The 23,063-nt window shown below is 72.9% G+C and carries 22 protein-coding genes; 9 read left to right on the top strand and 13 right to left on the bottom strand.

Translation table 11 applies throughout. The features are described from left to right. From QIS99_RS06990 to QIS99_RS06965, 6 genes are all read right to left on the bottom strand, one after another. Positions 1-1,302, bottom strand: a complete 1,302-nt coding sequence (locus tag QIS99_RS06990) for an FxsB family cyclophane-forming radical SAM/SPASM peptide maturase (RefSeq protein ID WP_282511556.1) — start codon at positions 1,300-1,302, stop codon at positions 1-3. Then, positions 1,299-1,481: a hypothetical protein gene (locus QIS99_RS06985; RefSeq protein WP_282511554.1), complete on the bottom strand. Its 183-nt coding sequence runs from the start codon at positions 1,479-1,481 to the stop codon at positions 1,299-1,301. Before QIS99_RS06985 ends, QIS99_RS06990 begins: the two co-directional genes overlap by 4 nt. Next, positions 1,478-5,248: an SAV_2336 N-terminal domain-related protein gene (locus tag QIS99_RS06980; RefSeq protein ID WP_282511552.1), complete on the bottom strand. Its 3,771-nt coding sequence runs from the start codon at positions 5,246-5,248 to the stop codon at positions 1,478-1,480. The genes QIS99_RS06985 and QIS99_RS06980 overlap by 4 nt, the downstream gene beginning before the upstream one ends. Before the next feature lie 5 nt (positions 5,249-5,253). Beyond that, on the bottom strand, positions 5,254-6,348 hold the full coding sequence (locus tag QIS99_RS06975; RefSeq protein ID WP_282511550.1) for a MoxR family ATPase: 1,095 nt from the start codon (positions 6,346-6,348) through the stop codon (positions 5,254-5,256). A gap of 172 nt (positions 6,349-6,520) precedes the next feature. After that, positions 6,521-8,809, bottom strand: coding sequence for a VMAP-C domain-containing protein (locus QIS99_RS06970; RefSeq protein WP_282511549.1), 2,289 nt, complete (start codon positions 8,807-8,809; stop codon positions 6,521-6,523). Further along, a complete protein-coding gene (locus QIS99_RS06965; RefSeq protein WP_282511547.1) occupies positions 8,802-9,227 on the bottom strand; it encodes a CU044_2847 family protein in 426 nt (141 codons plus the stop codon). The genes QIS99_RS06970 and QIS99_RS06965 overlap by 8 nt, the downstream gene beginning before the upstream one ends. A 273-nt stretch (positions 9,228-9,500) precedes the next feature. Between QIS99_RS06965 and QIS99_RS06960 the strand changes: the two genes are divergently transcribed. Next, positions 9,501-9,689 carry a DUF6104 family protein gene (locus tag QIS99_RS06960; protein ID WP_136236161.1) on the top strand — a complete coding sequence of 63 codons (189 nt, stop codon included), beginning with the start codon at positions 9,501-9,503 and terminating at the stop codon, positions 9,687-9,689. Between the two features lie 107 nt (positions 9,690-9,796). On the opposite strand, the gene QIS99_RS06955 is transcribed toward QIS99_RS06960, so the two are convergent. Then, the gene (locus QIS99_RS06955; protein ID WP_282511544.1) at positions 9,797-10,612 is read right to left on the bottom strand and encodes a hypothetical protein; all 816 of its coding nucleotides are present in this window, start codon (positions 10,610-10,612) and stop codon (positions 9,797-9,799) included. Positions 10,613-10,763: 151 nt separating this feature from the next. Between QIS99_RS06955 and QIS99_RS06950 the strand changes: the two genes are divergently transcribed. Continuing rightward, positions 10,764-11,711 (top strand): DUF4097 family beta strand repeat-containing protein, encoded by a 948-nt coding sequence (locus QIS99_RS06950; protein ID WP_282511542.1) that lies wholly within the window; start codon positions 10,764-10,766, stop codon positions 11,709-11,711. Between the two features lies 1 nt (position 11,712). After that, positions 11,713-12,648, top strand: coding sequence for a PadR family transcriptional regulator (locus QIS99_RS06945; RefSeq protein WP_282511541.1), 936 nt, complete (start codon positions 11,713-11,715; stop codon positions 12,646-12,648). Positions 12,649-12,745: 97 nt separating this feature from the next. Here QIS99_RS06945 and QIS99_RS06940 read toward each other — a convergent pair whose 3' ends face one another. The 4 genes from QIS99_RS06940 to QIS99_RS06925 all read right to left on the bottom strand — a co-directional run bounded on the left by QIS99_RS06940 (position 12,746) and on the right by QIS99_RS06925 (position 16,119). Continuing rightward, positions 12,746-13,294 (bottom strand): Clp protease N-terminal domain-containing protein, encoded by a 549-nt coding sequence (locus QIS99_RS06940; RefSeq protein WP_282511540.1) that lies wholly within the window; start codon positions 13,292-13,294, stop codon positions 12,746-12,748. Further along, complete coding sequence (locus QIS99_RS06935; protein ID WP_282511538.1) at positions 13,294-13,503, bottom strand: helix-turn-helix domain-containing protein; 210 nt, start codon at positions 13,501-13,503, stop codon at positions 13,294-13,296. The genes QIS99_RS06940 and QIS99_RS06935 overlap by 1 nt, the downstream gene beginning before the upstream one ends. Positions 13,504-13,724: 221 nt before the next feature. Next, positions 13,725-14,687, bottom strand: a complete 963-nt coding sequence (locus QIS99_RS06930; protein WP_282511536.1) for a zinc-binding dehydrogenase — start codon at positions 14,685-14,687, stop codon at positions 13,725-13,727. A 223-nt stretch (positions 14,688-14,910) separates the two neighbouring features. After that, the gene (locus QIS99_RS06925; protein ID WP_282511534.1) at positions 14,911-16,119 is read right to left on the bottom strand and encodes an NAD(P)-dependent malic enzyme; all 1,209 of its coding nucleotides are present in this window, start codon (positions 16,117-16,119) and stop codon (positions 14,911-14,913) included. Between the two features lie 707 nt (positions 16,120-16,826). On the opposite strand from QIS99_RS06925, the gene QIS99_RS06920 reads away from it, so the two are divergent. From QIS99_RS06920 to QIS99_RS06910, 3 genes are all read left to right on the top strand, one after another. Next, positions 16,827-17,777 carry an ABC transporter substrate-binding protein gene (locus QIS99_RS06920; protein ID WP_282511532.1) on the top strand — a complete coding sequence of 317 codons (951 nt, stop codon included), beginning with the start codon at positions 16,827-16,829 and terminating at the stop codon, positions 17,775-17,777. Positions 17,778-17,864: 87 nt separating this feature from the next. Next, positions 17,865-18,797, top strand: coding sequence for an amino acid ABC transporter permease (locus tag QIS99_RS06915; protein WP_282511531.1), 933 nt, complete (start codon positions 17,865-17,867; stop codon positions 18,795-18,797). Continuing rightward, positions 18,794-19,555: an amino acid ABC transporter ATP-binding protein gene (locus tag QIS99_RS06910; RefSeq protein ID WP_282511530.1), complete on the top strand. Its 762-nt coding sequence runs from the start codon at positions 18,794-18,796 to the stop codon at positions 19,553-19,555. Before QIS99_RS06915 ends, QIS99_RS06910 begins: the two co-directional genes overlap by 4 nt. An 88-nt stretch (positions 19,556-19,643) precedes the next feature. Here the strand turns inward: QIS99_RS06910 and QIS99_RS06905 are convergent, their stop codons facing one another. Beyond that, positions 19,644-20,435 carry a class I SAM-dependent methyltransferase gene (locus tag QIS99_RS06905; protein ID WP_282511529.1) on the bottom strand — a complete coding sequence of 264 codons (792 nt, stop codon included), beginning with the start codon at positions 20,433-20,435 and terminating at the stop codon, positions 19,644-19,646. A gap of 106 nt (positions 20,436-20,541) precedes the next feature. Between QIS99_RS06905 and QIS99_RS06900 the strand changes: the two genes are divergently transcribed. Beyond that, a complete protein-coding gene (locus tag QIS99_RS06900) occupies positions 20,542-21,171 on the top strand; it encodes a CGNR zinc finger domain-containing protein (RefSeq protein WP_282511528.1) in 630 nt (209 codons plus the stop codon). On the opposite strand, the gene sodX is transcribed toward QIS99_RS06900, so the two are convergent. Then, positions 21,075-21,509: a nickel-type superoxide dismutase maturation protease gene (gene sodX / locus QIS99_RS06895; protein ID WP_282511527.1), complete on the bottom strand. Its 435-nt coding sequence runs from the start codon at positions 21,507-21,509 to the stop codon at positions 21,075-21,077. The genes QIS99_RS06900 and sodX overlap by 97 nt on opposite strands. Positions 21,510-21,848: 339 nt before the next feature. On the opposite strand from sodX, the gene sodN reads away from it, so the two are divergent. After that, entirely contained in the window at positions 21,849-22,244 is a 396-nt protein-coding gene (gene sodN / locus QIS99_RS06890) for a superoxide dismutase, Ni (RefSeq protein WP_055531247.1), read from the top strand. 131 nt (positions 22,245-22,375) lie between these two features. Beyond that, a complete protein-coding gene (locus tag QIS99_RS06885) occupies positions 22,376-22,984 on the top strand; it encodes a class I SAM-dependent methyltransferase (protein ID WP_408909494.1) in 609 nt (202 codons plus the stop codon). The last annotated feature ends 79 nt before the right edge of the window (positions 22,985-23,063 follow it).

Below are 23,063 nucleotides of genomic sequence, written 5' to 3'. Positions count from 1 at the left end.
TCAGTTGCAACAGTCTGTTCCCCGATTGCTCAGGAATGCCTCAGCGGTCCCTTCCGGTGCGTCATGGGGGCGAGCGTCGCGGGCGGGGGCTTCGCGGGCGCGGGCGTCGCGGGCGGGGTCCAGTTCGCCGGCCAGCCGGTCGGCCAGGTGCCGGATGAGGCGTTCCAGGTCGGCGCAGTACACGCTGGGGTGCCGGAAGCCCCCGGTGCGGGCGGCGTACCGATGGGCGTAGTTGCCGCCCCCGCAGACCCGCACCACGGGGCAGGACAGACACACCTCGGCCAGCGCTCGCAGCCCCTGCCTGCGGGCGGCGACCCCGGGGTGGCGGAGCGCCTCGTCGAAGGAGTGGCGGAACACGTCGAGCCCCGTGGCGGGCGCGCCCTCGTACGCGGACTTGAGCGCGTCCACCTGCTCGATCGCGCCGTCCGTGTCGACGACGACCACGGCCAGCGGGGACAGGCCCACGGCCTCCGTGGCGCTGTCGGCGCCGAGCAGCACGGCCAGGATCTCACTGAACAGCCGCAGCCGGGGCCGCCCCTCCTCCCGGTCGGCCCACCACAGCTCGAACGCGGGGATCAGCCAGTCCGCGTACGGCGTGGGGCTCGGCCGGTGGCGGCCGGGCGCCCGGTCGGCCCAGTGGGCGTGCGGGAGCAGGAAGTCCAGGGCGGGCGGGCCGAGGCGGCGCAGCGAGCGGTACACCTCGCGGGGGTCGGTGGCCAGGTCGATGGTGCTCAGCAGGCCCGCGTACGAATCGGGGCGGGACGCCAGGAGTCCGGCGGCCCGGCGGACTGCCGGCCAGGACGAGCGGCCCGTGTGGTCGACCCGGCGGGCGTTCAGCGCGGCCGTGCCGCCGTCCAGGCTGAGGCCGACCCGGATCCGGGCGGCGGCGAGCCGGTCCAGGGCGGCCTCGGTGAGGAGGGTGCCGTTGGTCTGCACGGTGACGTCGACGCGTGCCGCCGGCGCCGCCCGCCGTACCGCCGCACGCACCGTGTCGGCGTACGCGACGAGGAACCCGGCGCCGGAGAGCAGCGGCTCGCCCCCGTGCAGGTCGATCCGGATCCGGGCGAGGCCGTGCCGGGCGGTGTGCTCGGCGATGCGGTGGGCGACCTGGCGGACCGTGGCGTCGGGGACGCGGCGGGGGCGGTCCCGCCAACTGCCGTCCGGGCCGGTGTAGATGTAGCAGTAGGTGCAGGCGAGGTTGCAGCGGCTGTGGACCTTGAGGACGAACTGCCGGAACCCGTCCCGCGCTCCGCCCCCGTGTCCGCCGCCCGGCTCTTCCCCGTACCTCCCGGGCCTGCTCACCTGGGGTCCGCCGCGTCCGAGTAGTACGCCGGCCCCGCCTCGCCGGACGCCTCGCGCTCCTCGACCTCCGCCAGGACCGCGGCGAGCACGGGGTGGCTGACCGTGCCGGGGCCCGGGCGGGGGAATGCGGGCAGGGGCTTCTCCGCGGAGGCGTCGGCCCCCAGGTGGGGAGGCGTCATGGGCGGGAGTCCGGGGATCGGTGGGGCCGGTGCGCGGCCGGGGCCGCCGCGTCCAAGGCGTCCAGCTCCCGCCGGATGCGCCTCAGGAGATCCGCGCGGCGCAGGCCGCCGGCGTCGACCGTGCCTTCCGGGTCCTCCGGGTCCTCCGGGTCCTCCGGCTCCTCCGGCTCCTCCGGGTCCTCCGGCTCCTCCGGCTCCTCCGGGTCCTCTTCCCGGCCGCGACTCAGCAGACCGGAGGCGTCCACCGCGCCCTCCGGGTCCCCTGCGGGGCCGTCGTCCCCCTCGGGTCCGTCGTTCAGCAGGGCGGCGGCCCGCCGCAGCTCCGCCCTGGCCACGTGCGGGCCCGCCGTCGCCAGCAGGGCGCCGGCACGTTCGACGCGCGCCGCCGCGGCCAGCGTGGCGAAGTCGAGCTGTTCGGCCTGCGTCGCGCACCTGCGGTAGTGGTCGGCGGCCGTCACCCGGTACTTGTGCGCCCCCGTGCGGCGAGCGAGCGCGTCGGCGACCTGGCCGCGGTGGTACGCGGCATACGCGACGACGTCGTCCTCCCCCTCCCGCATGGCCACGCCCAGGGCCCAGTCCGCCTCGTGGAGGTCGGACAGCGCCGCCCCGCGACGGAACCTGGCGCGCAGCGCCACGGCGAACAGCAGGTGGCGGCCGGACGCCCGGGGGTCGCTGCCGACGGTCAGGTCGAGGGCCGCGCGCAGGGACCGCACCGCGTCTTCGAGCTGCGGGTCGGATGCCTCGTACCGGACCGCGTAGCCGTACGTCCCCGGCGCCTCGTCCGCGCCGAGCAGGAGGCGGCCGCGCAGGGCGTACAGGCCGGCGTCCTCGGAGCCGAGTCCGACGGCCCGGTCCAGGTCGGCAACGGCTCTGGCGCGGTCGTCCGCGGGGGTGCCGTACGGGTGGCCGAACCCGGCGTAGTGCAGCGCCCGGTGCGTCAGGCTCCTGATCAGCTGGGGGGTGCTCTCGGCCGCCAGCGCCGCCTGGTCGAGCGCTGCGCGGATCCGGCCAAGACGTTCGGGCGACGCGTCCTCCGGCTCGTCGCAGAGCTCGTACGCCGCGGCCAACTCCAGCCAGTGCATGCTCAGTTCGCCTGGGGGGTGCGGGCGCTCGCCGCGCGGGAGGCCTAGGGAGTGCCCCTCCGATCGTCGTTGACCCGCAGAAATCGGGGAGCCACTCCCTAGCGCGGTTTCCAGGTCCTGGACCGCCCGCTCCGCGCTCCAGCGCCGCGCCTGCGGGTCCCGCCGGGCCGGGGGGCGTGGCTGCGGGCCGCGTCCGGCGTTCCGGCGGGCCAGGTCGAGCTGGGCGAGTCCGCGCAGCAGGCGCAGGTCGGGCTTGACGCCCGTACCGCGCTCCAGTCTCCGCACCAGGTGGTCCGTCCACTCCGCCAGCCGGTCCAGGGCCTCGCCGAAGGCGCGGTCCACGGTGGCCTCGCCCTGTCCGGCCAGCCGGGCGACCGCGGCGGCGGACTGCGCCGCCCGGCGCAGCGCCCCGGCCCGGAGCACGCCGAGGGTGCGGAGCATCGGTTCGTCCTGCGGTGCCCCGCGCCGGTCGAGCCGGTCGAGCCGGTCGAGCCGGTCGAAGGCAGCGGCCAGCGTCTCGTCCTCGTCCCGCAGCAACAGCAGCGCCGCCAAGGCTCTGCGCAGGCTGCCGACGCGGACGGACTCCGGTGCCTCCGCGGCGATCTGGGCGACCTCGACGCGCACCCGGTTCGGCAGCACCGCCGAGCCCGGCCCCGAGCGCAGCTCTTCCTCCGCCATGGCGTCCAGGACCCGGGCGTACGTCAGGGCCGCCACGGGGTGCCGCCCGGCATGCGCCCGGACGGTGTCGTACGCCTCCAGGAGATCGCCGGGCCGGGCGCTCGTCCGCCAGCGCTGCAGCAGTACGTCGCCCAGCTCGATGCGGGCCGTGACGGCGTCCGCGAAGGTGTCGTCGGCGCCGAGGTGGCGGAGCAGCTCCTCGGCGTCGTCAAGCGCCCAGTCGCCGCCGTCCCCCTCGAAGGTCCGCAGCAACACCCGGGCGCGCGCGAGGAGTTCCCCGGGTGCGGCGACGGTGCCGTCCGTTCCGGTCGCGCCGGTGACGAGGGGTACGGCGAGGTCGCCGCCGAACCGTCCGATCACCGCGGCGGAGACCCGCGCGAACTCCCGGAGCACCGGGTCCTGCGGCACTCCGTCCGGCCCGAGCAGCGGGGCCGCGCCGGCCGGCCCGTGCCCCTCGACATGGGCGGCCGCCAGCGCGGGGAAGTTCCGCACCGACCTGCCGTACCGCTGCTCGACGTACTTCGAGCAGTGCTTCAGGACGAGGTGCAGGTCGCTCTGTTCGCTGCGCCGCAGCAGCTCTTCCTGCACCCCGTCGACGAATGCGTAGGTGTGCAGCCCCTCGATGTCCCGCGCGCGCCGCACCAGGCCGCCGACCAGCACCTCGGCGAGTACGTCCGGCCCGCTGCCGGAGAGCATCGCCCGCTGAACCAGGCGCATCACCGGCAGCACCAGGGGCGCGGCCGACAGATGCCCGACGAGACGGACCGCCGCGGGCGAGGCGGTGCGGATGAAGGACCGCAGCCTCTCGCGCGGGGACACCACCCGGTCCGAGCCGCGTACGGCGGTGGACCGCGGGTGGTCGGCCCGCACCCAGCCGGCGGAGGCGCGCAGCCGCTGCTCGGTGCCGCCGCACACCAGCCGCGCCCAGGCGCCGAGCGGCCCGGGCCGGGGCGCGATCACCGGCACCGGGAGCGCCCCGCGCGGCGGCGGTGCCGCGCCACGCCCGGGCCGGAAGTCCATCCGCCCGGCGGTTCCCTCGTGGCGCCGTAACTCGCCCTCGTACGCGGGCAGATGGGTGCGGCGCCAGTGCCGCTGGGGCAGCGGCTGGACCACGGCGACCGGGCTGTCGAGGGCCCAGCTGTGCAGGAGTCGCTGCATGCCGCCGTCGCGCCACATCGGCCCCACGCAGTCGCTGAGGACGAGGATCACCTGGTGGCCGGCGGGGTCGCGCAGCTGCGCGGCGGACTGCGGGGGACCGCCGCCGTCCGGGGTCGCGGTGACGGCGGGCTCGCCGTGCGGGCCTTCGCGGAGGAAGTGCGGGCGCACCTCGCGGAAGGCGCCGGACCGCTCGCAGATCTCCCGCAGTTCGGTGAAGGTGTCCTCCCAGACGACCATGGACGTCGATACGTCCATGACCAGGCGCAGTCGGGCCTCGCGGCGCCGGGAGCGGCGCAGGACCGGCAGGATCAGGCCGGTGTCCGCGGTGCGCTCGGCGGTGGCCCGCTCGTCAAGGACGCTGCGCGCACCGCCGCCTCCGCCGCTTCCGCCGCCGGGCCGGAACCGGCGCAACGGGCGCAGGGCGCGCTGCAGCGACTGGGCGTCGGGGAACGTGACGGCGGTCGGTACCCGCACGGGCCTCGTGCCCTCGCGGAGGCGGTCGCCGTCCGCGCCCGGCACCGTCAGCTCGACGGTCCCGGCCGGCCTGCGCTGCTGCCGGTCGGCGGTCGGGGCGGGCGCCGGGGGTACGGCGGGGGGCTGCTGCCGGTGCTGCCCGCCGGGCGGATGCGGCGGTGCGGGTTCCGCCGGGTGCACGGGGTCGGCGGCGCCCGGGCGGGGGTCCGCGACGGTGTCGGGCGGCACCCACCGGGCGAGCCACAGGGCGTCGGCGAGCTCCTCCGGGTCCGGCTCCACGCCCACGTCGCGCAGCCGCGACACGAGCAGGGTGAGGGGGTCGGGGTGCGACGGCTCGACGGCCGACGGCTCGACGTGCGGGGGCTCGACGGGCATGACGGCTAGCGCCTGGGTTCTTGGTCGGGGGCCTCGATGAGCAGCCGGGCGATCTCCGCGCGGCGGGCCGGGTCCTCCTGCTGGGCCGCGTGCTGGGTGAGGAAGATGGCGTTCAGGAGCTGGTCGGTGGGGCGGTGGATCCCGCCACCGTCCTGGGTGAACAGGTCGAAGACATCGCTGTGCGTCTCGTCCGCCCGCTCGCCGAAGTGGGCCTGGACCATGGCGGCGAGGCGCCGGCCCCTGGGTGGTTCGAGGTTGAGGTGGATGCAGCGGCGGAGCAGCGCGGGCGGGAACTCCCGCTCGCCGTTGCTGGTCATCACGATGAACGGGAAGGCCCGGCAGCGCACCCGTCCTCCGGTCACGACCACGGGCCGGCCGTCGTCGCTGAGCACCGTCACCTGGTCCCGGCCGTCGCGGCCCGCGATGCGTTCGAGCTCGGGGATGGCGAACTCGCCCTCCTCCATGACGTTGAGGAGGTCGCCGGGCAGGTCGATGTCGCTCTTGTCCAGCTCGTCGATGAGCAGCACCCGCGGCTGCCGGGTCGGCAGCAGTGCGGTGCCGAGCGGCCCGAGCCTGATGTACCGGCCGATGTCGCTCCTGCGCCGGGTCCCCGCGAGGCGGCCGCCGGGGCGTGGGCGGGCACCGCCGCCTGCCCGCGCGGCTGCGGACCGGGGCGCGCCCGACCGGTGGGCGTCGAGCTGGGTGTCCTGGAGGCGGCCGATGGCATCGTAGGCGTACAGGCCGTCCTTCAGTTCGGTGCGGCTGACCACCGGCCACTGCAGCACCCGGCCGAGCCCGAGCTCATGGGCGACCGCGTGCGCGAGGGTGCTCTTGCCGGCGCCGGGGGCTCCGGTGACCAGGAGCGGACGCCTCAAATAGAGGGCGGCGTTGATCAGTTGGAGGGTGCGCTCCTCCTGGATGCGGAGGATCGGGTTGTCGCCGAGGCGGCGCAGCGAGGAGTGGTCGATCTCGGGAGCCCGGTCCTCGTCCTCGGGCGGCGGCGTACCGTCGAAGCGCCGCCAGTGGGGTGCTTCGGGCAGGTCCGCGATGCGGTTCCGGGCGGGCTTCCCCGTGCCCCGGAAGATCAGCCAGTCGCTCATGGCTCGCTCCTCGTCAGCGTTCGATGGCTTGCCGCGCGCTGGCCGACGAGGGTGGCCCTCGCCCACAACGGGCCCCTGAAAATGTACCCAAAGCCACCCTCGCGAACGGCCTTTTCCAGCCATACCGTTGGCGCGCACTCCTGGCCGAACTCCGGCCCCGCGGTCCGGGCGCTCATGCCGGTGCGTCCAGTACGTCCGTGTCCTCCAACGGGCGGTCGTAGAACAGCACGAGGCCGGATGCCGGGTGCGGGCCGTTGTTGTGACGCGCGATGTCCCGGCGCAACTGCCATACGGAGTAGGCGAGCCGGTCGGCCCGTCGGCTGACCCGGAAGACGTCGCCGATCTGTTCGTGCAGTGCGGTGCAGGCGTCGCCACAGGGGCTGCCCGCATGGCCCGTGCCGTGCCACAGGGCGACACCGTGGTCCTGCCCGAGGACCTCGCCGAGCGCGTGCTTCCCGGTCCGCTCCCCGGCCGACCGGCACATCACGGGCACCTCGCCGGGTGCCTTCCCCTCGACCGCTGCCTGCAGCGACTTGCCCGCGGGCGGCAGCCGGAGGGAGCTGATGCGCTCGGCTGCGTGCAGGTCGTGCCAGCGGTCGGCGTGGCGGGCGTTGCGCTCAGGGTCCGGTGCGCGCAACCGCTCCAGGCTGCGCACCACCACCGGCCGGTGCACCCCGAGCGGCTCCTTGGCCGGGTCCTGGTGCAGCGGAACGGTGTGGTTGAGCTGCCACTGGTGCACCGGCTCGTCGAAGTGGTCGTACGGCAGGGCGACTTCGAGCGGTGCGGGCGAGCCGCCGAGGTCGACCCGTTCGAAGGCGCCGGTCAGGGCTTCGCCCACCTCGTGCAGCAGGTCGCGGTAGGGCACGCCGGGGCCGCCCGCGTCGCTGCCGCCGAGGAGTTCCTCGTCCTCGCCGATGTGGTCCAGGCGGACGGTCCAGCGGAAGCGGCGGTCCTCGCAGGAGACCTCCTCTATCTCCAGGACGACGATGGAGCGCGCGCTGCCCGGGTGCGGGTACGCCACCGGTTCCGCGGCCTCCGCGGCCCGCGCGTGGACCGGCTGGACCGCGGGGCCGGGGCGGGGCCCGGGGTCGGGGCGGGGCCCGGGGTCAGGGCGGGGCCCGGGGTCAGGGCGGGGCCCGGGGTCAGGGCGAGCGGGGCGGGTCCGGGGGTCGAGGTGCGCGGGCAGAACCTCGGGGCCGGGGTGCGCGGGCAGAGCCTGCGGACCGGGGCGCGCGGGCAGAGCCTCCGGGGCGGGGTGCGCGGGGCGGGTCTCGGTGTCGAGGTGCGCGGGCGGGGCCTCTCCGGGCAGGCCGCCGTTCCCGGGCGCATGAGGGGCCGGGGGTGGTGCGGGGCTGCGTGGCCCGGCGGCCTCCCGCTTCCCGGAGAGCCGCGCCTCCCGTGCGTCCAGCCAGGCCGTCAGCGGGCCGGTGTGCAGGCCGTCGGACTCCGCGTACTCGGTCACCCGGCGCAGGTACCGCAGGAAGACCCGGGCCTCCAGGGGACGCGCGCCGTCGTACAGCTCGCCGTGACCGTCCCGCCAAATCCGGGGCAGCGGGCGACTGTTGGACAGCCAGCGGCGCCCCATGGCCTGGCGCACCAGCACACAGATGTCCCCGGGCTTCTCGCTCTCCGCGCTCCGGGGGACGGCCCGGCGCAGCACGGCGAGGTGGTGCAGGGCGGTGGCGCGGTCCACGGGTGTCCACGCGTCAGCGGTGGCGCCGCGGCCCGGGGCGCGGGCCGCCCGGTCCTGCAGAGCGACCCAGCTGTCCGGCCGGCCGAGCCGTCCGTGGTGCCACACATCGTGGGCGGCGGCGACCTCCGCGTACAGCTCGCCGAAGCCGCGCAGGGCCGTGATGTCCATGGCCGCGCCGCCGTACCCCTGCTGGCCCGCCTTCATCACCCCGACGACGGCCCCGGACTCCGGCGCGACGACCGGGGACCCCGACAGGCCGCTCTTGAACTGCACCATGGGCTCGAACCGCCGCGCCGCGCCGTCCGCCACGCTGACCTTGGCCAGCGCCTCACGGGTCCGCACCTGACCGGATCCGTCGAGGTAGTACCCGTGGACGAAGCGTTCGTCGCCGAGTGTGCGCCCCGCCCAATCGGCGAACCAGACGCAGGAGTGCCGCTCGGCCGAGGCGTCGTCCGCGAGGCGCAGCAGGGCGAGGTCCTGCTCGAAGGGGATGTCCCCGTCCTTGCCGCCCCGCCAGAGCATGCCCTCAAGCCGCGCCTCCACCGGTGTGCTCGCGCCGACCACCGCGCCGGTCACACCGAAGCGTCCCTTGCGCGACGCGTCCAGGTAGGGGCGGACCACATGCGCGCAGGTGAGGATCCAGCCCGGCGCAACGAAGAACCCCGTCCCCCACAGCCGGGTCCGCTCGGCGGCGTCGGACTTGGGCGCGTGAATCTGCACGGTGGCCGCCCCGACCAGCCGCCCGAGCCGGTCCGACAGGTCAGGCATCGCCGTCGCCGAGGCGCCAGGTGAGGGTGACCTGCACGGACGCCTTCGCCTCCCCCTCGGCGAGGATCGCGAACGCCCGGCCCGACTTCGTGCTCAGCTCGACGCCGAAGGTGATCGCCGCCTCGTCCGGCCGCACCGCCCGCGCGGCGTCGAGCACGGAAGTGCCCACGCCCTGGATCAGCTCGCCCAGCTGCTCCAGCCTGGCGCCCGCGGTGTCGAGGACTCCGATGTCCTGGTCCTCGTACTGGTCGGTGGGGGTGACCCGGGCCATGATCCGACCCGCGCCGCCGGGCAGGGTGATGGGCCACACGCCCTGGGGCAGCGCGTCCCCGGGGATCACCCCCGGCGCTTCGCCGGCCTCTCCCCGACTCCGGTCCGGCTCCCCCGCCGCCTCGTCCGTCCACATGCTGTCCGCCATGACGCCCCCGTCCGTACGCAGCCTCAACCGGCCGGTGCGCGCCCGCCAACTCCCTTGGCCGCACCGGCTCTTGATCTACGACGAGGTTAGCCACCGGGCCGGTTGCGGGGCGACCCCTGTGGATAACTCTGTTCAGGCCGGTCAGGGGCTGGCTCGATCTGATCGGTCGGGTCGCGCTCGATTAAAGTGGACGGGGTCCCGGCCCCCGCGAGGCCCGGAGATCCCGCATCACCACCGGCGCCGCTCGGACGTGGCGACAGGAGCAGCAAGCACATGTACTTCACCGACCGAGGCATCGAAGAGCTGGAGAAGCGGCGCGGCGAGGAGGAGGTCACCTTCGAGTGGCTCGCCGAGCAGCTCCGTACGTTCGTCGATCTGAACCCGGACTTCGAGGTTCCGGTCGAACGCCTCGCCACCTGGCTGGCCCGCCTGGACGACGAGGACGAGGACGAGGACGAGTAGGGGCGAGCAGGGGCAATCAGGGGCAAGCAGGGATGCGCTGTGACGACCAGGGAAAACAGGGGTAAGTAGGGACACGCAGCGCGAGCCCGGCCGACGGGACGACCCCGTCAGTCGAGCGGCCGCCGAATCTCCCGTACGAGACCGAGCGCGCCGTGGACGAGGAGCAGCACTCCTGCCGCCGTCCAGCCTGCGCTGTGGCGCCGTAGGCCCCAGAGGGTGAGCGGGAGGCCCGCCGCGAGGTGGGCGGCGGCCAGGGCGCGGGCGGTCAGGCTGCCGCCCTCGGGGGCGAGTTCGGCACGTACGGCTTCGCGCAGGCCGGGCCACTCCACCGTCTCGGCGTCCGGGAGCGCGCGGGCCGCCGAGCGCAGGCCGTCCGCGCTCGCCCCCGGGGTGAGGCCCCTGGGCACGGTGAGTCCGGCGCGGGCGAGCACGGCGAGCAGGACGCGCAGCCGGTCGTCGGCGTCGGCCGCGGGGTCGGACCGGGTCAGCGGTTCGAGGGACTGCACGTCGAGGACGGGGTCGAGGCCGAGCCGGGCGGCGAACGTACGCATCGCCTCGTCCTCGCCGACGGGCGTGCCGTCGGCCAGCCACACGTACCCGACACCGCGGCGGAAGCCGGCGGCGAGGAGGTAGCCGCTGCGGTCCCCGTCCCACCAGAGCGCGAGCACCGGCCAGGGCGCGCCGACGGCGAGCGCGGTCGCCCAGCCCGCGAGCACCCGGTCGACGGGCTCGCCCGCGCGCACCCACGGGGCGCCGTCGGGCACCAGGACACTCCACTCCGGCCCGGCCGGGGCGAGGTGCAGGCGGGTGCGGAGGAGCCCGGCGGCGGGGCGGATGTCGGCGGGTGCGGCGCGGCAGAACAGCAGCGCGCCGGCGGCGGGTACGCCGGATTCTTCGGAATCGGGTTCGCGCGGGGTCGGCACAGATCCACGCTAGGGCAATTTGTCCGCGTTGGCTCTGGTATGCCGTGCAGCGCAGCGGGCCCGGCACTCTTGACGTCACGTATCCGCGATATATCGTGTGTACGAGAGAACGCGATATGGCGCGTCAGCGTCGCGGCCGAGGGAGGCAGCCATGGCGGAGTCCAGCTGGGAGATCGCCGAGCCGCGGAAGTTCAGCTTCGGCGAACCGGTGAGCTCGGTGCGCGTACGCATCGCGGGCGGCGCGGTGAACGTGGTCGGCACGGAGGAGGGCGCGACACACCTGGAGCTCTCGGAGATCGACGGACCGCCGCTGCGGGTGGTGCGGGAGGGCACGACGCTCAGCGTCGCGTACGACGACCTGCCCTGGAAGGGCTTCCTCAAGTGGCTGGACCCCAAGGGGTGGCGGCGGCACGCGGTGGTCTCGCTCGCGGTGCCGTCGGGCGCCGACGTCGAGGTGGGCACGGTCGGCGCGACCGCCATGGTCTCCGGCGTCGAGGGCCGCACCACGGTCCGGGGCGTGCACGGCGAGACCACCCTGGCCGGCCTGTCCGGCGACGTGCGCGCCGAGACGGTGAGCGGCACCGTCGAAGCGCAGGGCGTGACGGGCGACTTGAAGTTCGGCTCGGTCTCCGGCGACCTGACGGTCGTCGCGGCGAGCGCGTCCGTACGGGCGGAGTCCGTCAGCGGCGACATGATCGTGGACCTGGACGGCTCGGACCGCGCCCCGGACGTACGGCTGTCCAGCGTCTCCGGCGAGATCGCGATCCGGCTCCCGCACCCGGCGGACGCGGTCGTGGAGGCGGACACGACCAGCGGCACGGTCTCCAACGCGTTCGAGGACCTGCGGGTCGGCGGCGGCTGGGGCACGAAGCGGATCACCGGCCGCCTCGGCGCCGGCACCGGCACCCTCAAGGCCACCACCGTCTCCGGCGCCATCGCCCTGCTGCGCCGCCCACAGCCGGACGCGTACGGGACGCACGGCGAGGGCCCCACCCCCGGCGCACCGGGTCCACAAGCGGACGGGAACAATCCTCCTACGGACACGCCCCCGGCGGACACTCCGCCCGCCGGTGACAGCACGACCGGGAAGGTGCTCTGACATGCCCCCCGTCTTCGCCCACGGCCGCCTGCGCCTCTACCTCCTGGGGCTCCTCGACGAGGCGCCGCGCCACGGCTACGAGGTGATCCGGCTCCTGGAGGAGCGCTTCCAGGGCCTGTACGCGCCCTCGGCGGGCACCGTCTACCCGCGCCTGGCGAAGCTGGAGGCCGAGGGGCTGGTCACGCACACCACCGAGGGCGGCCGCAAGGTCTACTCGATCACCGACGCGGGCCGGGCCGAACTGGCGGACCGCAGCGGCGAGTTGGCGGACCTGGAGTTGGAGATCCGCGAGTCCGTAGCGGAGCTGGCCGCCGAGATCCGGGACGACGTCCGCGGCGCCGCCGGTGACCTGCGGCGCGAGATGCGGGCCGCGGCGAACGAGACGCGGCGGGGGTCCGGCAGCACGACCGCGCAGGGCGAGCCGGAGTCCTGGCGGGCGGCGAAGGAGGAGCTGCGCCGCGCGAAGCAGGAGTGGAAGGAGCAGGCCCGCCGCGCGAAGGACGAGTCGCGCCGGGCCCGCGAGGAGGCGCAGCGCGCCCGCCGCCAGGCCAAGGAGGCCGAGGACGAGGCGCGCGACGAGGTCCAGCGGATCGCGAAGCGCGTACAGGACCAGGTGCAGGACCACTTCACGCGCGGGGACTGGCCGACGGGGCTCCGGGAGGGACTGGCCGAGATCACCAAGGAGTTCGGCCGCTTCGGCAGGCCCCGGCCGGCCCCCGGGTCCGTGGCCGAGCCGGAGTGGGCCACGCAGGACGCGGTCTCCACCGGCGACCCGGCCCGCGACCTGGACCGCCTCCTGGACCGCTTCCGCGACGACATCCGCGACGCGGCCCGCGACCACGGGGTGACGGAGGCCCAACTCCGCGACGCACGCCGTCACTTGTCCGCCGCGGCGGCGCATATCGGGGTGGTACTGCGGGGGGCGGACGGGGACTGAGGCACCCCGCCCCCAGGGGGCTCCGCCCCCGGACCCCGCTCCTCAATCGCCGGAGGGGCTCAATTTATCGCCGGAGGGGTTCAATTCAGGGGACGAATCAGCCCGTCCCCAACACCCGCACCACCGCATCGTAAGAAGACCCGTACGCCCCCAGCACATCCCGCGCGACCCCCGGCCGTACGGCCAACGCCAGCAGCAGATGCTCATCGCCGATGGTCCGGTCCCCGCGGCCGATCGCGACCCGCAGCGCCTGCTCCAGGACGTCCTTGGACTCGCGGGCGAACGGGCGGTGCCCGGTGAACCGGCGCTTCGTGCGCGTGCGCTCGCGCCCCAACGCCCCCTCCCCATGCGCCTGTTCGACGCACGAGACGATCGCCCCGACGTCGATCCCGAGCCCGGCCAGGGCTTCCTCGTCGGCCGCCGACACTCCCCCGCGCCGCCGCGCCTCGGCGAGCGCGGCGACGACCGCCTCGCGCCGGCCCGTCACACCGAGGGCCGCGAGGGCGTACGCGGCCTTCGTCCCCTCGGCGTCGAGGAGGGCGAGGAGCAGATGCTCCGCGGTGACCTCGGCGTCGTCGGCCCGCTCGGCGTGCCCGACCGCGCCCTCCACCACGTCCCGCGCCCCGCGCGTGAACCTCTCGAACATCACTGCCTCCCGTACTTCTTGTGCACGGCCTGCCTGCTGACGCCCAGCTCGGCGGCGATCTCCTGCCACGACCAGCCCTGATTCCGGGCGCTGCGCACCTGGACGGACTCCAGCTGTTCGAGCAGCCGCCGCAGCGCGGCGACGGCCCGCAGCCCGACGCGTGGGTCACGATCTCCGGCTCGCTCGGCGAGATCCGTTGCCTCGGTCATGCTGTCAACTTACGTTGACATCCCGGCATCGTCAACCACGATTGACACATCGCGTACGGGAGACGAGGACCGGATACGAGTACGGGATACGAGTACGGGATACGAGTACGGGATACGAGTGCGGGATACGAGTGCGGGATGCGTACCGGACACGAGTGCGGGATACGCGAAAGGCCCGGCCCCCGTACGAAGGGGCCGGGCCGGTCGGCGGAAGGGGCGGTTCAGACCGTCAGCACGATCTTGCCGAACTGCCCCCCGTCCGCCATCCGCTCGAAGCCCTCGCGGGCCCGGTCCAGGGGAAGTTCCTCGTCGATGACCGGGCGGATGCCGGTGTTGGCGCAGAACGCGAGCAGGTCCTCCAGCTCGTCCTTGGAGCCCATCGTCGAGCCGACGACCTTCAGCTCCAGGAAGAAGATCCGGGTCAGCTCGGCGTGCGAGGGCCGGTCGCCGCTGGTCGCGCCGGAGATCACCAGGGTGCCGCCGGGCCGCAGCGACTTCACGGAGTGCGACCAGGTGGCCGCGCCGACCGTCTCGATCACCGCGTCCACCCGCTGCGGCAGCCGGGCGCCCGACTCCACGGCCTCCACGGCGCCGAGCTCCAGGGCCCGCTTGCGCTTGGCCTCGTCGCGGCTGGTGGCGAAGACCTTCAGGCCCGCCGCCTTGCCGAGCACGATCGCGGCCGTGGCGACGCCGCCGCCCGCGCCCTGCACGAGCACCGAATCCCCGGGCCGTACGCCGGCGTTGGTGAACAGCATGCGGTACGCGGTCAGCCAGGCGGTCGGCAGACAGGCGGCCTCGGCGAAGCTGAGCTCCTTGGGCTTGGGCAGCACGTTCCAGGTCGGTACGGAGACCTGCTCGGCGAAGGTGCCCTGGTAGCGCTCGGTCAGGATCGAGCGGGGCTCGTCCGGGCCGACGCCGTGCCCGGACTGGCCGATGACGGAGTGCAGCACGACCTCGTTGCCGTCCGCGTCGACCCCGGCGGCGTCACAGCCGAGGATCATCGGAAGCTTGTCCTCACCGAGGCCGACGCCTCGCAGGGACCAGAGGTCGTGGTGGTTGAGGGAGGCGGCCCTGACGTTGACGGTCGTCCAGCCGGGGCGTTCCTCGGGGGCCGGGCGCTCCCCCAACTCAAGGCCGTTCAGCGGCTGGTCACGGTCGATACGGGCGGCGTATGCGGCGAACATGTACCCGACGGTATTGCGGGGAGGGGGTGCGCCGTAACCGTGCCCGGGTGTGACGTTGACCGGCGCCGTCGAATCGGTCGCCGTCGATCGCCCTCCGGGCTAGGGCCTGACGGGCTGATTCTGCCCGGCGCAGCGGCCGCCCGCAGACGCGGGAAAGGGCCCCGCCCACCGGCAAGGCCCTTTCCCGTGTCGAATTCCCGTGTCGAATTCCCGTGTCGAACGCTCAGCGTCGGGCGACGCCCTCCGCCCGGGCAGCCGCCGCGACCGCGGCGGTGACCGCCGGGCCGACCCGCTCGTCGAACGGCGACGGGATCACGTACTCCGCGGACAGGTCCGCGCCGACGACCTCGGCGAGCGCGTCGGCCGCCGCGATCTTCATGCCCTCGGTGATCTGCGAGGCGCGCACCTGGAGGGCGCCCGCGAAGATGCCCGGGAACGCGAGCACGTTGTTGATCTGGTTCGGGTAGTCCGAGCGCCCGGTGGCCACGACCGCCGCGTACTTGTGCGCGATGTCGGGGTGCACCTCGGGGTTCGGGTTGGCCATGGCGAACACGAAGGAGTTCTCCGCCATGGACGCCACCGCGGGCTCCGGGACCGTACCGCCGGAGACACCGATGAACACGTCCGCGCCCGCAAGCGCCGACTCCAGGGGACCGGACAGGCCCGCCTTGTTGGTGAGCTCCGCGAGCTCCTGCTTGACCGGGGTGAGGTCGTCCCGGTCCTTGCTGACGACGCCCTTGCGGTCGGCCACCGCCACGTCGCCGATGCCCGCCTCCAGGAGGAACTTGGCGATGGCGACGCCGGCCGCGCCCGCACCGGAGATCACGGCGCGCAGGTCGCCGAGGGTCCGGTTCGTGAGCTTCGCGGCGTTGCGCAGCGCGGCGAGGGTGACGACGGCCGTGCCGTGCTGGTCGTCGTGGAAGACGGGAATGTCGAGGGCCTCCTTGAGGCGGTCCTCGATCTCGAAGCAGCGCGGCGCCGAGATGTCCTCCAGGTTCACGCCGCCGAAGGACGGGGCGAGCCGGACCACGGTCTCGACGATCTCGTCGACACTGGTGGTCTGGAGGGCGATCGGGACGGCGTCCACGCCGCCGAACTGCTTGAACAGAATGGCCTTGCCCTCCATCACGGGGAGGGAGGCTTCCGGACCGATGTCGCCGAGTCCGAGCACGGCCGTGCCGTCGGTGACGACGGCGACGACGTTGGACTTCCACGTGTAGTCGTTCACGAGCTCGGGCTGCTCGGCGATGGCGCTGCACACCTTGGCCACGCCAGGCGTGTACGCGAGGGACAGGTCGTCCTTGTCACGCACCGGCACGGTGGCCTGGACGGCCATCTTGCCGCCGCGGTGCAGGGCGAACGCGGGATCGAAGGGCTCTTCCGCGCCCTCCGCACCGGCGTCGCTGCGAGGGTTGACGATCTCCGCTGCCACTTTTGTCTGACCCCTTAAGTCTTTTTCGTTGAGGGTGACCACTCCTGTTTAGGGGTGGGCGGGCACCGCGTCCGTGACTCGCTTCGGCGGTTGGCCCGCCTCCGCGAGGGGAGGTACGTACGCGCGGGCGCGCCGCACACGCGCCCTGAGCCCCGGATGAGGGGTGTAACAGCCCTTTTTACCTGAAGACCGCACGGCCCGGCGAGCGGCGTTCGTCACTGCCCGGTAAGGCCCTTTTGCCCACCCGCACATCGGGTGCGAAACGAACGATCATCGTTCATCGAGCGGCCATCGGGCGTTGCCCTGCACGCTTCCCACCTGCGGTGTTGCCCGTAGCCCCGATTCCGTACGGGTGAGTGGGCGGCCCGCCGCGGACCGGCCGTACCCGAGTCGCCACAAAAGGGCACAAGGCGCACACTGAATACCCGGTCAGCCCCGGTCACTTCTGTCCACATGGCGAGATTCGCCGGAGATGGTGGAGTTAGCGCACGTTCACCGGTTACGCCGCGTTCTCCCCAGAAGACGGACCGCACATGCCCCTCCGCCCGGTATCCGGCACCCGTTATCCGATTTTGACATCGCCGACCCCCTGAAGCCGTGCGTCCGAATGGCAAGATGCGTCAATCACCCGAGGCCGGAGCACCCGAAGCGCGTGCCGGACGGCCTCATCGCACGGCAGCTCCCTCATCCGCCGGAGGAACCACAACATGACCGCAAGCACCACATGTCGCACGGCCGCAGGCACGTCACGAATACGCGCGGTCGGTGCCCTCGCGGTCGCGGGCGCCCTGCTGCTGACCGGCTGCGGGGACCAGACGGACGCGGCCCAGCGCGCCCGCAGCAACGAGAACGCGCCGCTCGCCGACAAGCTCCCGCAGAGCATCAGGGACGCGGGCGAGATCAAGGTCGGCTCCGACATCGCGTACCCCCCGGTGGAGTACAAGGACAAGAACGGCAAGGTCGTCGGCATCGACCTGGACATCGCCGAGGCGCTCGGCGAGCAGCTCGGCGTCGAGTTCACCTTCAAGAACGGCACCTTCGACACCCTCCTCGGCGGCCTCCGCTCGAAGCGGTACGACATCGCCATGTCCGCCATGACGGACACGAAGCACCGCCAGAACGGCATCGACTCCGACACCGGCAAGAAGGTCGGCGAGGGCGTCGACTTCGTCGACTACTTCAACGCCGGCGTCTCGATCTACACCAACAAGGGCGAGACCCAGGGCATCGAGACCTGGTCCGACCTGTGCGGCAAGAAGGTCGTCCTGCAGCGCGGCACCGTCTCGCACGACCTGGCCAAGGCCGAGTCGGAGAAGTGCAAGGGCGGCAAGAAGATCGCCATCGAGGCCTTCGACAACGACCAGCAGGCCCAGACCCGGCTGCGCTCCGGTGGCGCCGACGCCGGCTCCTCCGACTTCCCCGTCGCCGCGTTCGCCGTGAAGACCTCCGGCGGCGGCAAGGATTTTGAACTGGTCGGCAAGCAGGTCGACGCGGCTCCGTACGGCATCGCCGTACCCAAGAACAACCCCGAACTGCGGGACGCCATCAAGGCCGCGCTCGACGCCATCATCAAGAACGGCGAGTACGACAAGATCATCTCGAAGTGGGGCGTCGAGGCCGGCGCCGTCACCGAGGCCAAGGTCAACGGCGGCAAGTGACGGCTCCGAGCCGTCGGTGAGACGGCTCCCAGTCGTCGGTACGACGGCTCCGGGCCGTCGGTGAAAGGCATCGGTGAAAGGCACCTCGTGACTGTGGACACTGAAAAGAAGGGCCCGGAGGACACCCCTCCGTCGGCCCCGCAGGCCATCAAGGCCGTGCCGGTACGGCACTACGGCCGCTATGTCTCGGCCGTCGTCGCCCTCGCGGCGCTCGGCGCGATCGTCTTCGCGTTCGCGCAGGGAGAGATCAACTGGGACGCGATCCCCGAGTACTTCTTCGACTCCCGCATCGTCGGCGGCATGCGGGAGACGCTGCTCCTGACCGTGCTCTCGATGGCGATCGGCGTGGCCGGCGGCATCCTGCTCGCGGTGATGCGGCTCTCCAAGAACCCGGTGACATCGTCCATCGCCTGGTTCTACATCTGGTTCTTCCGCGGCACCCCGGTCCTGGTGCAGCTGTTCGTCTGGTTCAACCTGGGCTTCGTCTTCGAGTACATCAACCTCGGCCCGATCTACAAGGACGAGTGGTCCGACTTCATGACGCCGTTCCTGACGGCGCTGCTCGGGCTCGGCCTCAACGAGGCCGCGTACATGGCGGAGATCTGCCGCGCCGGCCTGCTCGCCGTCGACGAGGGCCAGACCGAGGCGGCGCACGCGCTCGGCATGAGCCACAGCAAGACCCTGCGGCGCGTGGTGCTGCCGCAGGCGATGCGCGTGATCGTCCCGCCGACCGGCAACGAAGTCATCAACATGCTGAAGACGACGTCCCTGGTGGCCGCCGTCCAGTACTACGAACTCCTGCGCAACGCCCAGGACATCGGCCAGAGCTCCGGCGCCACGGTCGAGGTGCTGTTCCTCGCCGCGACCTGGTACCTGATCATGACGTCGATCCTGAGCGTCGGGCAGTACTACCTGGAGCGGTACTACGCCCGCGGCTCGTCCCGCCAGCTCCCGCCGACGCCCTGGCAGAAGGTCAAGGCCAACATGCTGTCGCTGCGCCGTCCGGAGGTCGCCCGATGAACGCCATGGTCAAGGCCGAGAACGTGCACAAGTCGTTCGGGCACGTCGAGGTCCTCAAGGGCATCGACCTGGAGGTCAAGCAGGGCGAGGTCTTCTGCCTGATCGGCCCGTCGGGCTCCGGCAAGTCGACGTTCCTGCGCTGCATCAACCACCTGGAGAAGGTCAACGCGGGGCGGCTCTACGTCGACGGCGAGCTGGTCGGCTACCGGCAGAAGGGCGACAAGCTCCACGAGCTCAAGGACAGCGAAGTCGCCCTGAAGCGCCGGGACATCGGCATGGTCTTCCAGCGCTTCAACCTGTTCCCGCACATGACGGCCCTGGAGAACGTCATGGAGGCGCCGGTCCAGGTCAAGGGCGAGTCGAAGGCGGCGGCCCGCGAGCGCGCCGGCGCCCTCCTGGAGCGGGTGGGCCTCGCCGACAAGGCGGGCAACTACCCCTCGCAGCTCTCCGGCGGCCAGCAGCAGCGCGTGGCGATCGCCCGCGCGCTCGCCATGGAGCCGAAGCTGATGCTCTTCGACGAGCCGACCTCGGCCCTCGACCCCGAGCTGGTCGGCGACGTCCTCGACGTCATGCGCGACCTGGCGGAGACCGGCATGACCATGGTCGTCGTCACCCACGAGATGGGCTTCGCCCGCGAGGTCGGCGACAGCCTGGTCTTCATGGACGGCGGCGTCGTCGTCGAGTCCGGCAACCCCAGGGACGTCCTGACCGACCCGCAGCACGAGCGGACGAAGTCGTTCCTGTCCAAGGTGCTGTAACGGTTCGTCATACGTGGAGGGCGGTACGGGAGCTTCCCGTACCGCCCTCTTCACGTACTGGGGCCTGCTTCACGTACTGGGGCCTGCTTCACGTACTGGGGGCCTGCTTCACCGCGAGCACAAGCCCGTCCGAGGGCGACCGCCAGACCGTCCGCGCCTCGGCGAAGCCCTTCTCGCGCAGTACGCGCGCGTGCCACTCGGCGGGCGGGGTGTCGCCGTCCGCGTGCTCGCCATAGATCGCGAACCGCTGCGCGGTCGGCTCGGCGAGTACCGGGTCCTTGGCGGCCAGCTGCCACCAGTCCGCCCAGTCCAGGGCGCCCGCGGCCTTGGCCCGGTCCTGGCGCGCGTGCCGCTGGGCGCGGTCTGCGGCGTTGATGCGCGGGGTGGACGGGTCGGGCATGTGGTCGGCGTTCATGAAGACCCCGCCGTCCCGGACGAGTTCGGCGACCTGGCCGTAGAGCACGGCGAGCGGTTCGCTGTGCAGCCAGTGCAGGGCGGTGGCGGTGAGGACCGCGTCGTACGACTCGTACGGCAGCTTCGCGCGCCAGTCCGGGTCCTTGAGGTCGGCGGTGACGAAGGTGACGCGGTCGTCCCCGGCGAAGGTGCCCTCGGCGATGGCGAGCAGCGCCGGGTCCAGGTCGACGCCCGTGCTGACGGCGTCCGGGAACCGCCCCAGCAGCCGGTCGGTGATGCTGCCGGTGCCGCAGGCCAGGTCGAGCACGCGGGGGCTCGGGCCGACGAGGGCCTCGACCATGTCGAGCATCACGCGGAACCGCTCCTCGCGGTCCGGCATGTACCACTCCTGCTGCCGGTCCCAGCTCGTCTGCCAGGCTTGCCAGTCGGCGGTTCCCGCGCCGGCGCCCGCAGTGGTCTCCGTCATGGCGCCCACCCTCCCGTACTGAATCACGTACTCGTAATACCCTGGACGCAGAGACGCCCATTACCTCAGCAGAGTCGACGATAGCCCGCCCCAGTAAGGACTACAAGTGGAACTGGCCTATTACTCGGACTACGCCGTGCGCCTGGTCAACAGCGAGGAGCCGGCCAGGAACACGGACTCCCTCACCTCCGTGGACGCGGTGCGCGAGCTCTTCGGGCCGGGCTCCACCGCGGCCCGCCGCGCCACCGACGCCGACGTGACCCGGTTCCGCTCCGTACGGGCCCGCCTGCGCGCGGTCTTCGAGGCGGCGGACAGGGGCGAGGAGACCCTCGCCGTCGACCTGCTCAACTCACTGCTGCTCGAATTCCCGGTCAGCCCGCAGATCTCCGGGCACGACCACCGCGACGAGGACTACCGCCCGCTGTGGCACATGCACCTCGCCGACCACCCGTCGAACGCGACCGCGGGCTACGCCGCCGTCGCCTCCATGGGCCTGGCCTTCCACCTCACCGAGCACGGCGTGGAGCGCCTCGGCATCTGCGAGGCCACGCCCTGCCGCAACGCGTACCTGGACACGTCCACCAACCGCTCCCGGCGCTACTGTTCGGACCGCTGCGCGACCCGCGCCAACGTCGCCGCCTACCGGGCCCGCAAGCGCGAGGAGGCCGACCGGTCGCACAGCACCGGACGTACGGCGGACAGCGCCCAGAGCAGTGCGCGGAGCGGCGAGCGCTGACCGGCCGGCCGCGGCCGGAACCGGCCCACGACACGGGCGAGGACCAGCTCCTCGGGCACGGTCCCGTAGTCCGTACTGTCCCCGCCCGCGAAGGAGTTGTCGCCGAGCACCCACCAGCCGGCCCCGCGCCGCTCGACGGCCCGCTTCACCACGAGCAGGTCCTGCTGGAACGGGTGCCGGAGCACGACCACGTCACCCGCCCGGACTCGCGCCCCGTACCGGACGAGCAGCTGGTCGCCGTGGCGCAGGGTGGGCACCATCGACGGCCCGTGCACCTCGGCCACCCCGAACGGCACCCGCACCTCGGCCCGCCCCGGCTCGCTCCCCTGCTCCCGCATTCCGCACCTCTCGCCCGCCGTTCCCACTCATGCCGTTCCCACTCATGCCGTTCCCACGCATGCCGCTCGCACGCATGCCGCTCGCACGCATGCCGCTCGCACGCATGTCAACGGATGCCCCCGGTCCGGCGGTCGTATCCCTGGTCCGGCGGTCGCATCCCCGGTCCGCCGGTCGCATCCCGGGTCCGCCGGGTCGCCTCCCCAGTCTGCCGGTCGCATCCGCCGAAGGTCCGAGTTCCGTCCTGGACTTTTGTCCCAGCCCCTGGGCCGCCCGCGAAATCCCCTCTCTCACGGAGTAATGTCCCCCCTGAGAAGACGATCACGAGGAAGGACAGCTCAATGCTCTCCCGCCTGTTTGCCCCCAAGGTGAAGGTCAGCGCCCACTGCGACCTGCCCTGCGGTGTGTACGACCCGGCCCAGGCCCGCATCGAGGCGGAGTCGGTCAAGGCCGTCCAGGAGAAGATGGCGGCGAACGACGACGCCCACTTCCAGGCCCGCGCGACGGTCATCAAGGAGCAGCGCGCCGAGCTCGCCAAGCACCACGTCTCGGTGCTCTGGAGCGACTACTTCAAGCCCCCGCACTTCGAGAAGTACCCGGAGCTGCACCAGCTGGTCAACGACGCCCTGAAGGCCCTCTCGGCCGCCAAGGGCTCGACGGACCCGGCCACGGGCCAGAAGGCGCTGGACTACATCGCCCAGATCGACAAGATCTTCTGGGAGACGAAGAAGGCTTGATCTTGAATCAAGCCGCCTGACCTGCAACTTCCTTGGTTGCTTGGTCTTCTGGTCCGCACCCGGTCCGCAGGACGCCGAGTATGACGTCCATGACGGACCGGGTGCGGTCTTGCGTTTCTGGAGTGCAGCTCATGGAGATGGACATGGACCCGGTCGCCGAGTCGGTCGCCGCCTACAGCGGCCACGCCGACGCCTACGCGGCGGTGCACGCCCCGAAGATGGCGGATCGTGCCGAGCGGTTCGCGGGCTCCCTGCCTGCGCCTTCACTGATTCTCGACGCGGGCTGCGGTCCGGGCCGCGACCTGGCGAGGCTCCGCACTTACGGGCATGTGGTGCGCGGTGTCGACCTCAACCCGGTGTTCGTGGCGATGGCCAACGCGCACGCACCCACCTCTGTGGGCGACCTGCGTGAGGTCGGGAGGCGGTTCCCGGCCGGAACGTTCGATGGAATCTGGGCGTCCGCGTCACTCGTCCACCTCGACACGGCGGACGCGGTGGACGTGCTGGGCCAGTTCGCCGAACTGCTGCGCCCCGGGGGCCGGATGTACGTGTGCCTCAAGGCCTCTGGCAGCACGGGCTGGCTCGACGAACCCGACGGCCGACGGTGGTACACGGTCTGGGACCCGGACGAGTTCGCCGCCGCGGTGGCTGATGCGGGCTTCGCGGTCGACGGTGTGGATCGGGGGCCGTACGTCGAGGTCTGGGCGACCCGTAAGTGGGGGATGTCCGGCGCGTGGTAGAGCATGTGCATGGCCAGAGCGGCGTCGACACTCGCCGAAGCCAACGGAAGCCTCGCATCCGCCACCGCGACCGCGACCG

The organism is Streptomyces solicavernae, assembly GCF_029968095.1.
GTDB classification, from domain to species: domain Bacteria; phylum Actinomycetota; class Actinomycetes; order Streptomycetales; family Streptomycetaceae; genus Streptomyces; species Streptomyces solicavernae.
Note: the sequence above shows the minus strand (reverse complement) of the source record. Positions and strands in the feature narration are given on the sequence as shown.

Bases quoted from the DNA above. Each gene is read 5' to 3' on its own strand.
- QIS99_RS06985 (WP_282511554.1), bottom strand. From the start codon at position 1,481: ATGACGCCTCCCCACCTGGGGGCCGACGCCTCCGCGGAGAAGCCCCTG.
- QIS99_RS06905 (WP_282511529.1), bottom strand. From the start codon at position 20,435: ATGACGGAGACCACTGCGGGCGCCGGCGCGGGAACCGCCGACTGGCAA.
- QIS99_RS06980 (WP_282511552.1), bottom strand. From the start codon at position 5,248: ATGCCCGTCGAGCCCCCGCACGTCGAGCCGTCGGCCGTCGAGCCGTCG.
- QIS99_RS06930 (WP_282511536.1), bottom strand. From the start codon at position 14,687: ATGTTCGCCGCATACGCCGCCCGTATCGACCGTGACCAGCCGCTGAAC.
- sodX (WP_282511527.1), bottom strand. From the start codon at position 21,509: ATGCGGGAGCAGGGGAGCGAGCCGGGGCGGGCCGAGGTGCGGGTGCCG.
- QIS99_RS06950 (WP_282511542.1), top strand. From the start codon at position 10,764: ATGGCGGAGTCCAGCTGGGAGATCGCCGAGCCGCGGAAGTTCAGCTTC.
- QIS99_RS06945 (WP_282511541.1), top strand. From the start codon at position 11,713: ATGCCCCCCGTCTTCGCCCACGGCCGCCTGCGCCTCTACCTCCTGGGG.
- sodN (WP_055531247.1), top strand. From the start codon at position 21,849: ATGCTCTCCCGCCTGTTTGCCCCCAAGGTGAAGGTCAGCGCCCACTGC.
- QIS99_RS06970 (WP_282511549.1), bottom strand. From the start codon at position 8,809: ATGCCTGACCTGTCGGACCGGCTCGGGCGGCTGGTCGGGGCGGCCACC.
- QIS99_RS06960 (WP_136236161.1), top strand. From the start codon at position 9,501: ATGTACTTCACCGACCGAGGCATCGAAGAGCTGGAGAAGCGGCGCGGC.
- QIS99_RS06885 (WP_408909494.1), top strand. From the start codon at position 22,376: ATGGAGATGGACATGGACCCGGTCGCCGAGTCGGTCGCCGCCTACAGC.
- QIS99_RS06965 (WP_282511547.1), bottom strand. From the start codon at position 9,227: ATGGCGGACAGCATGTGGACGGACGAGGCGGCGGGGGAGCCGGACCGG.
- QIS99_RS06920 (WP_282511532.1), top strand. From the start codon at position 16,827: ATGACCGCAAGCACCACATGTCGCACGGCCGCAGGCACGTCACGAATA.
- QIS99_RS06975 (WP_282511550.1), bottom strand. From the start codon at position 6,348: ATGAGCGACTGGCTGATCTTCCGGGGCACGGGGAAGCCCGCCCGGAAC.
- QIS99_RS06940 (WP_282511540.1), bottom strand. From the start codon at position 13,294: ATGTTCGAGAGGTTCACGCGCGGGGCGCGGGACGTGGTGGAGGGCGCG.
- QIS99_RS06910 (WP_282511530.1), top strand. From the start codon at position 18,794: ATGAACGCCATGGTCAAGGCCGAGAACGTGCACAAGTCGTTCGGGCAC.
- QIS99_RS06935 (WP_282511538.1), bottom strand. From the start codon at position 13,503: ATGACCGAGGCAACGGATCTCGCCGAGCGAGCCGGAGATCGTGACCCA.